Raw genomic sequence first — 8,827 nt, 5'->3', positions numbered from 1 at the left:
CGCCCCCGCGCAGCCACCACCATGCCGCCAGGCCGCAGGCCGCCAGCGCCAACGCCAGCAGCGCCGCCTTACGGCCGCCCGCGCCCGGAGGGGAAATCGTCACAGCCTTGTCCATGGACTTACTCATTCTCGGTAGGGGATTTGGGCGCGGCCGGCGCCGCGCCAGCCGCCGCCAGCGCCTGCGCATCCGGCGTGTTCAGGGCGGACGCGTTCCAGCCGCCGCCCACGGCCTTGATCAACGCCACGCTGGCCACCATCTGGCGGCCGCGCAGCTGCACGGCATTGCGTTCGTTCGACAGCGTCAGGGCCTGCGCCGTGGCCACCGCCAAGAACGTGGTGGTGCCGGCGCGGTACTGCGCCAGGGCCAGCTGCTCGCTCAGCCGCGAGGCCGCCACCGCCTGGTCCTGCGCCCGCGCCTCGTCGTCCAGCACGCGCAAGGTCGACAGGTTGTCCTCCACCTCCTGGAACGCGCCCAGCACCGTCTGCTTGTATTGCGCGGCGCTGGCGTCGAACGCCGCCACCGCCTGGGCATCACGCGCGCGCCGCAGGCCGCCGTCGAAAATCGTCTCCGCCAGCGCCGCCCCCAGCGACCAGACCCGGCCCGGCGCGTTGAACCACTGCGCGAAGCTGGCCGCGCCGAAGCCGCCGGTGGCCGACAGCACCAGCGACGGGAAGTAGGCGGCGCGCGCCACGCCGATGGCGGCATTGGCCGAGGCCACCTGGCGTTCGGCCGCCGCGATGTCCGGACGCCGCTCCAGCAGGTCCGACGGCAGGCCGGTCGGCACCGCGGGCACGTGGAACATCCAGGGCTGGTCCGCCGCCAGCGGCGCCAGGCTGAACTGCGCCGGCGCCCGCCCGGTCAGGATGGCGATGGCGTGTTCGAGCTGGTTGCGCGAGGTATCCAGGTCGATCGCCTGGGCCTGCGCGGTCCGCAACTGGGCCTCGGCCTGGGCCACGTCCGAGCGCAGCGCCACGCCCGCGTCGTACTGGCTCTGGGTCAACTTGAGCGTGCGTTGATAGGCCTGCAGGGTGCGGGCATACAGGTCCTTTTCCCGGTCCACCGCGCGCAATTGCAGGTAATCCTGCGCCAGCGCCGCCTGGATGCTGAGCCGGGCCGCCGCCAGGCTGGCTTCGCTGGCCTGGGTCGAGGCATCGCTGGACTCGACCTGGCGGCGCACCGCGCCCCACAGGTCCGGCTCCCACGACACGTCGATGGCGGCCGCGTAGCTATTGGAAACGCCCACCACCCCGTTGCTCTTGGCCCGGGCCCGCTGCGCCGACACATTGGCGCCGACCGTGGGCCAGAAGCCGGCGCGGGCCGCATCGGCCGCCGCGCGCGCCTGGCGGTATTGCGCCTGGGCCTGCTGGATGGTCTGGTTGGCGCCGTTGGCGGCCACGATCAGGGCATTCAGGGTCGGATCACCATAGGCTTCCCACCACGGCTGCGAACCGTCGATCACGCCCGGTTGCGCCGTCTTCCAGGGCCCCGATTCCTTGTATCCGGCCGGCAGGTCCATGGTCGGACGCTGGTAATCCGGCCCCACGGCGCACCCGGCCAACCCCAACAGGGCCGCCAGTCCCGTCGCCGCCCAACGCGGCGCTCTGCGCTTGCCAGTGTTCATTTTTCGGCGCCGCCCGCGCGGCCAACGAGTCCAGTACGGCCCTACTGTAGAAACCCCTGCGGGACCGCACGCTGTCCGTTCGCTGACAATTCGGACAGGTTGGCGCCGGGCCCGCCCCCCCCCCCGGGCACCCCGCCGCCTGTTTTTCCTGGCCCCTTTTTCCGGCCGATTTTCCCCGCGCCCCTTCGCGGCCCCGCTGCCGACGGCTTGCCGCCCCGCCGCCGCAGCCCGGGCCGCCACCGCCCAAAAGAGTTAAAATGCCCCGCAGATTTCTTGTTTGGCGGCTCGTTGCTGTCAAAGTCCCGTTGGCGTCTCACCTCAAACAATGACCACTATCCTCCCGAACCTTCCCACCGGCCAGAAGGTCGGCATCGCCTTTTCCGGCGGCCTCGACACCAGCGCCGCGCTGCTCTGGATGCGCAACAACGGCGCCATCCCCTACGCCTACACCGCGAACCTGGGCCAGCCCGACGAATCCGACTACGACGAGATCCCGCGCAAGGCCCTGGCCTACGGCGCCGAGAACGCCCGCCTGATCGACTGCCGCGCGCAGCTCGTGGCCGAAGGCATCGCCGCCCTGCAGGCCGGCGCCTTCCACATCTCGACCGCCGGCATCACCTACTTCAACACCACGCCCATCGGCCGCGCCGTCACCGGCACCATGCTGGTGGCCGCCATGAAGGAAGACAACGTCAACATCTGGGGCGACGGCAGCACCTTCAAGGGCAACGACATCGAGCGCTTCTACCGCTACGGCCTGCTGACCAACCCGGACCTGAAGATCTACAAGCCCTGGCTCGACCAGCAGTTCATCGACCAGCTCGGCGGCCGCTCGGAAATGTCCGAGTACATGCGCCAGGCCGGCTTCGACTACAAGATGTCGGCGGAAAAGGCCTACTCCACCGACTCCAACCTGCTCGGCGCCACCCACGAAGCCAAGGATCTGGAACACCTGAACTCCGGCATCCGCATCGTCAAGCCCATCATGGGCGTGGCGTTCTGGCGCGACGACGTCGCCGTCAAGGCCGAGGAAGTCACCGTCCGCTTCGAGGAAGGCCAGCCGGTCGCCCTGAACGGCGTGGAATACAGCGACCCGGTCGAGCTGATGCTCGAAGCCAACCGCATCGGCGGTCGCCACGGCCTGGGCATGAGCGACCAGATCGAGAACCGCATCATCGAAGCCAAGAGCCGCGGCATCTACGAAGCCCCGGGCCTGGCCCTGCTGTTCATCGCCTACGAGCGCCTGGTCACCGGCATCCACAACGAAGACACCATCGAGCAGTACCGCGAAAGCGGCCGCAAGCTCGGTCGCCTGCTGTACCAGGGCCGCTGGTTCGACCCGCAAGCCATCATGCTGCGCGAAACCGCCCAGCGCTGGGTCGCCCGCGCCGTCACCGGCGAAGTCACCATCGAACTGCGCCGCGGCAACGACTACTCGCTGCTCAACACCGAATCGCCCAACCTGACCTACGCCCCCGAGCGCCTGTCGATGGAAAAGGTCGAGAACGCCCCCTTCACCCCCGCCGACCGCATCGGCCAGCTGACCATGCGCAACCTCGACATCGTCGACACCCGCGCCAAGCTGTTCACCTACACGCAAACCGGCCTGCTCTCCGCCTCCGGCACCTCGCTGCCGCAACTGAAGGACGAGGCCAAGAAGAAGTAATTCTTCCCGCCCAACAAAAAGCCCCTCGGCAACACCGAGGGGCTTTTTTTATTCGACACAACCAACGCGGTCCTTCCCGGATTCAACCCCGAACCCACCGCCTCCTCCAACTCGGACGCCACCGCAAACGCGCCCGCCTCAAAGCCTGCCAAGATGCAGACATTGCAGCCCGTCGGGTTGGCGTTGCGGGGGCGCGGGGCGTGTAGATGCGCCCGAGGGAATCTGAAGGGAAGGCCGAAGGCCTGGACGAAGATGACAATGGGGAAGTCCGGAGCGAACGCTCCGGACCGCAATCGTAGCCCCGCGCCCCCGCAACGCCAACCCGGCGGGCGTCTTAAGAACTCAAAACCCCAGGCCTAAAGTTCGACCTGCATCCCCATCTCGACAACCCGATTCGCCGGAATCTTGAAAAACTTCGTGCTCCGCGTCGAATTGCGCGCCATGAACGAGAACACCGCCCGCCGCCACCGCCACAGCGCCGGCTTCCTGGCCGCCACCACCGTCTGCCGCGACAGGAAGTAAGACGTCCGCATCGGCTCCAGATCCAGCTCCGGATACGCCTCGGCCACCAGCCGCAGCGCCTCCGGCACGTCCGGATCTTCCTTGAAGCCGTAATTGATCGTCGCCGCCCAGCTCGACGCGCTCATCTTGGTCACCGAGAAGCGCTCTTCCGCCGACACGTACGGCACGTCGGCCACCCGGATCGTCAGGAACAGCACGTGGTCATGCAGCACCTTGTTGTGCTTGAGGTTGTGCAGCAGCGCCGGCGGCACATTGCCCGAATTCATCGTCATGAAAATCGCCGTGCCCGGCACCCGCGACGGCGGATAGGCCTCGAGCTGCTCCATGAACTCCTTGAGCGGCTGGCGATCACGCTGCTGCATGTCCGACAGCAGCCGGCGGCCGCGGCGCCACGTCATCATCAGCGTGAACACCACGATCGCCACCAGCAGCGGCAGCCAGCCGCCTTCGTGGATCTTGAACACGTTGGCCGAGAACAGCAGCACGTCGAACAGCAGCAGCAGGCCCAGCACCACGAACCACAGCATGCGCTTGGCGCCTGTGCTGCCGCGCGGCAGCACCGCGAACGCCAGCACCGAGGTCGTCAGCATCGTCCCCGTCACCGCGAAGCCGTAGGCGGCCGCCAGATTGTCGGAATTGCGGAACACCAGCACCAGCACCAGCACCGCGCACAGCAGCAGCGCATTGACCTGCGGCAGGTAGATCTGGCCCTTCTCCACCGCCGACGTATGCAGGATCTGCATGCGCGGCCAGAAGCCCAGCTGCACCGCCTGGCGCGTCACCGAGTACGCGCCCGAAATCACCGCCTGCGACGCCACGATGGTGGCGACCGTCGCCAGCGCCACCAGCGGCGCCAGGCCCCATTCCGGCGCCATCATGAAGAACGGATTGCGGATCGCGCCGGGATCGCGCAGCAGCAACGCGCCCTGGCCGAAATAGCACAGCGTCAGCGCCGGCAGCACCATGCTGAACCAGGCGCTGCGGATCGCCGGACGGCCGAAGTGGCCCATGTCGGCGTACAGCGCCTCGGCGCCGGTCAGCGCCAGCACCACCGCGCCCAGCAGCACGAAACTGATCCACGGGAACTCGATGATGAAGCGCAGGCCCCACATCGGATTGAGCGCCGCCAGCACCTCGGGCGTCTGCCAGATCTGCCAGCCGCCCAGCGCCGCCAGCGTGCCGAACCACAGCAGCATCACCGGCCCGAACAGCTTGCCCATGGCGCCCGTGCCATGCGACTGGATCGCGAACAGCGCCACCAGCACCACCAGCGCCAGCGGCACCACCCACGCATCCAGCGTGTGCGACACGATGCCGATCCCTTCCAGCGCCGACAGCACCGAAATCGCCGGCGTGATCATGCTGTCGCCATAGAACAGCGCCGCGCCGAAAATGCCCAGCACGATCAGGATCCAGCGCAGCTTGCCGTCGCGGTTGCGCACCGCCAGTTCCAGCAGCGCCAGCGTGCCGCCCTCGCCGCGGTTGTCGGCGCGCAGGATCAGCGTCACATACTTCAGCGACACCACCACCATCAGCATCCAGAACAGGATGGACAGCACGCCCAGCAGATGCGCCGGCTCCAGGTCGGTGTGCACGCTCAGCCCGGTCAGGCAGGCCCGCAGCGTGTACAGGGGGCTGGTGCCGATGTCGCCGTACACCACGCCCAGCGCCCCCAGCACGAGGGCGGCGCGCGAGGACGGCGCGTGGCCGGCGGAAGCAGCGCCGGGAGTCGAAGAAGGAACGCTGACCGAGCCCTGGCTCATGATGTGGGTTCTTGCCGAGTGAGTTGCGCCCCCTTGCGGGGGCCGGGGAACACGACGGAAAGCCGCGTTCCGGAAAAATCCGGGCGGCTGGTGAGCTTCCACCAGGCGCCATGCGCGTGCGCGATCTCGCGCACGATCGCCAGTCCCAGGCCCGAGCCGCCGGCGGTGACCGAGGGCGAACGGTAGAACGCCTCGAACACGCGGTCGCGCTCTTCCGCCGGAATGCCGGGGCCATCGTCCTCCACCGTCAGCGACGGCGGATTGGCGCCGACGATCAGGGTGATCTTGCCGGTGTCATTGCCATAGCGCAGCGCATTGTCGATCAGGTTGCCCAGCAGCTCGGCCAGCAGCAGCGGATCGGCGTCGATCCAGATCGGCGCGTCCGGCGCCACCAGATCCAGCTCGTAGCGCGCCTCGCGCACCCGCGGAAACCACTCGGCGCCATGCGCCCGCACCCATTCGCACAGGTCGATGCGCACGAAGCTGTCCTGCGGCCGGGCATTGGGATCGGCGCGCGCCAGCACAAGCAGCTGCTGGCCCAGGCGGATCATGCGGTCGCTGACCGCCTTGATGCGCTCGGCGCGCGCCCGCACGTCGTCGGGCAAGGGCCGCGCCAGCATCAACTCGGACTCCAGCCGCAGACCCGACAACGGCGTGCGCAGCTGGTGCGCGGCATGGCCGATGAAGCGGCGCTGCGCCGCCAGCGACGCGTCGAGCCGCAGCAGCAGGTCGTTGGTATGGGTGACGAGAGGTTCGATCTCGACCGGCACGCCGGCCACTTCCAGCGGCTGCATGTCGTCGATGGAGCGCTGGCGGATTTCCTCGGACAGATGGTTGACCGAGCGCAGGCCGGAGCGCACCCCCTGCACCACCACCCCGGTGAACAGGGCGATCAGCAGCACCTGCCCCACCACCATCAGCCAGAAGAAGTCTTCCAGCATCCACAGCGACATGTCGATCTTGTGGGTGATGACCCAGGTGGCGGCCAGGTCCAGCAGCACCAGCAACAGGATCGGCGGCATCAGCCGGATGACCAGATGCCGCGCGAGCGAACGTGAGGGGAGCAATGGCCGGGGGGCCTGGGGCGCGGAAGGAGTGCGTTCTGACGTCATGACGCGGAGCCCTCGCTTAGGTGGATGTGGGGTGTGGCCGCCGCGGGCTGGCGGCGCCAGCCGGCTTCAGGCGGCCAGACAGGCCGTCAGGCCGTTTCCACATCCAGCATGTAGCCGAAGCCGCGCACCGTCTGGATGCTGGCGCCCGTGCCTTCCAGGCGCTTGCGCAGGCGGTACACATAGACTTCCACTGCGTTCTCGCTGAAATCGGCGTCCCAGGCGGACAGCGAATTGACGATCTGGCGCTTGGTGACCACGCGGCCGACGCGAGCCATCAGCATTTCCAGCACGGACAGTTCGCGCACGGACAGCGACAGGCGCTGGCCATTGGCCCGGACTTCGCGGCCGACGGTGTCGAACACCAGGGGGCCGACTTCGATCAGCGGCTGCGCCTGCCCCGCCCGGCGACGGCCGAAGGCGCGCACGCGGGCGGCCAGCTCGGGCAGTTCGAAGGGCTTGGTGACGTAGTCGTCGGCACCGGCGTCCAGACCGGCGACGCGGTCCTCGATGCCGTCACGGGCCGTCAGGATCAGCACCGGAACCTGGTTGCCGTCCTGCCGCAGCTGGCGCAGCACGTCCAGGCCGCTCATGCCGGGCAGATTGAGGTCGAGCAGCATCAGGTCATACGGCTGGCCTGCCAGTGCGCCCAGAACCCGGTCGCCCTCGGTCAGCCAGTCGACCGCATAACCTTGGTCGGCCAGAAATTCCTGGAGCGCATGGCCCAGGGTGGTGTCGTCTTCGATTACCAGAACTCGCATGCCGCGATTCTAGCGCGATCCCAGAAAAAACGGGGCGCGAAATGCGCCCCGTTGTTGGGAATCGTTCAACGGGCGGACGACGCCGGGGTGCCCGGGCCCTCTGCCGCCGCCCCGCCCGAGGGCGGCGTGGTGACGAATCCGATGCGCGTCATGCCCGAGCGGCGGGCCGAGGCCATGACCTTGGCCAGCGTCTCGTAGCGGGTGTTCTGGTCGGCGCGGATGCGGATTTCAGGTTGCGGCTTGGTGCTGGCGATCGACTTGAAGCGATTCGGCAGGTCGTCGATATTGACCGGCTTCTCGTCCCAGAACAGCGCGCCGCTGGCGTCGATGGCCAGGTCCACGGTCTTGGGTTCTTCCTCGATCTGCTCGGCGGCCACCTGGGGCATGTTGATCTTGATCGAGTGCGCCAGCAGCGGCGCCGTGATGATGAAGATCACCAGCAACACCAGCATGACGTCGATCAGCGGCACCATGTTGATCTCGGACACCGTGTGGGTGCCGGATCCTTTGCCCTCGAAGCTGCCAAAAGCCATTATTCGCTCCCGCGTTGGACCGCGGCGCCGTTACCGTGCTGGCGGCGCAGCGCGCGCACCTTGCTGTCCGACAGCGCCACTTGCTGGCCGGTCGTCAGGAAGGCGAACAGGTCATGCGCGAAGGCGTCCAGGCGCGACAGGTAGACGCGGTTGTTGCGCACGAAGGTGTTGTAGGCCAGCACCGCCGGGATGGCGACCGCCAGGCCCAGGCCGGTCATGATCAGGGCCTCGCCCACCGGACCGGCGATGCGATTGATGGTGACGCCATCGGACAGGCCGATGCCGACCAGGGCATGGTACACGCCCCACACCGTGCCGAACAGGCCGACGAACGGCGCCGTCGAACCGACCGAGGCCAGCACCGTCAGGCCGTTTTCCAGCTTGGCGGTTTCCTCGTCGATCACCTTGCGCATGGTGCGCGTGACGAAATCGCTGTTCGAGCCCGCTTCTTCCAGCTTGGTGGCGCCGAACTTGTTGTGATGCGCCTGCGCGTGCATGGCGTGGCTGGCCAGGTGCGAGAACGGATCGCGCGCGCCGTGCGTGGTGATCTCGTGCTCGACCTGCTCCAGCGAGCTGGCGTTCCAGAACTTGTTCAGGAAGTCGGCCGAGCGGCGGCGCATGCTGATGTTGCTGCCGACCTTGACCAGGATCAGGTACCAGGTCACCAGCGACATCAGGAGCAGGATGATGAACAGGCTCTTGCCGACGAAGTCGCTCTGCGCGACGAAGTGCATGAAGCCCATGTCGGGCACGGGCGCGGGCGCCGGCGCGACCGCGGGCAGCGCGGCGGCGGCGCCGTGCAGCGCGTCCGCGGATTGCTGGACTGCGCCGGCGGCTTGCTGGGCGATGCC

7 protein-coding genes are annotated in these 8,827 nt (G+C 68.1%); 1 reads left to right on the top strand and 6 read right to left on the bottom strand.

All coding sequences use genetic code 11. From position 1 onward, the window contains the following. Positions 1 to 119: 119 nt before the first annotated feature. Positions 120 to 1,622 (bottom strand): efflux transporter outer membrane subunit, encoded by a 1,503-nt coding sequence (locus H0523_RS30825; protein ID WP_054434326.1) that lies wholly within the window; start codon positions 1,620 to 1,622, stop codon positions 120 to 122. A 325-nt stretch (positions 1,623 to 1,947) separates the two neighbouring features. On the opposite strand from H0523_RS30825, the gene argG reads away from it, so the two are divergent. Further along, positions 1,948 to 3,288 (top strand): argininosuccinate synthase, encoded by a 1,341-nt coding sequence (argG, locus tag H0523_RS30820; RefSeq protein WP_054434324.1) that lies wholly within the window; start codon positions 1,948 to 1,950, stop codon positions 3,286 to 3,288. 356 nt (positions 3,289 to 3,644) lie between these two features. Here argG and H0523_RS30815 read toward each other — a convergent pair whose 3' ends face one another. The 5 genes from H0523_RS30815 to H0523_RS30795 form a co-directional block, all read right to left on the bottom strand. Next, positions 3,645 to 5,573, bottom strand: coding sequence for a potassium transporter Kup (locus H0523_RS30815; RefSeq protein ID WP_054434322.1), 1,929 nt, complete (start codon positions 5,571 to 5,573; stop codon positions 3,645 to 3,647). Continuing rightward, entirely contained in the window at positions 5,570 to 6,595 is a 1,026-nt protein-coding gene (locus H0523_RS30810; protein WP_054434320.1) for a sensor histidine kinase, read from the bottom strand. Before H0523_RS30810 ends, H0523_RS30815 begins: the two co-directional genes overlap by 4 nt. 176 nt (positions 6,596 to 6,771) lie before the next feature. Then, the gene (locus H0523_RS30805; RefSeq protein WP_006218435.1) at positions 6,772 to 7,443 is read right to left on the bottom strand and encodes a response regulator transcription factor; all 672 of its coding nucleotides are present in this window, start codon (positions 7,441 to 7,443) and stop codon (positions 6,772 to 6,774) included. A 65-nt stretch (positions 7,444 to 7,508) separates the two neighbouring features. Beyond that, positions 7,509 to 7,976: an ExbD/TolR family protein gene (locus tag H0523_RS30800; protein ID WP_054434318.1), complete on the bottom strand. Its 468-nt coding sequence runs from the start codon at positions 7,974 to 7,976 to the stop codon at positions 7,509 to 7,511. Beyond that, positions 7,976 to 8,827: MotA/TolQ/ExbB proton channel family protein (locus H0523_RS30795; protein ID WP_180180274.1), on the bottom strand; the 852-nt coding region annotated here is incomplete at its 5' end. The genes H0523_RS30795 and H0523_RS30800, both read right to left, overlap by 1 nt.

It is taken from the genome of Achromobacter insuavis, assembly GCF_902859645.1.
Classification (GTDB): domain Bacteria; phylum Pseudomonadota; class Gammaproteobacteria; order Burkholderiales; family Burkholderiaceae_B; genus Achromobacter; species Achromobacter insuavis.
This window is presented reverse-complemented; position numbering and strand designations above follow the sequence as displayed.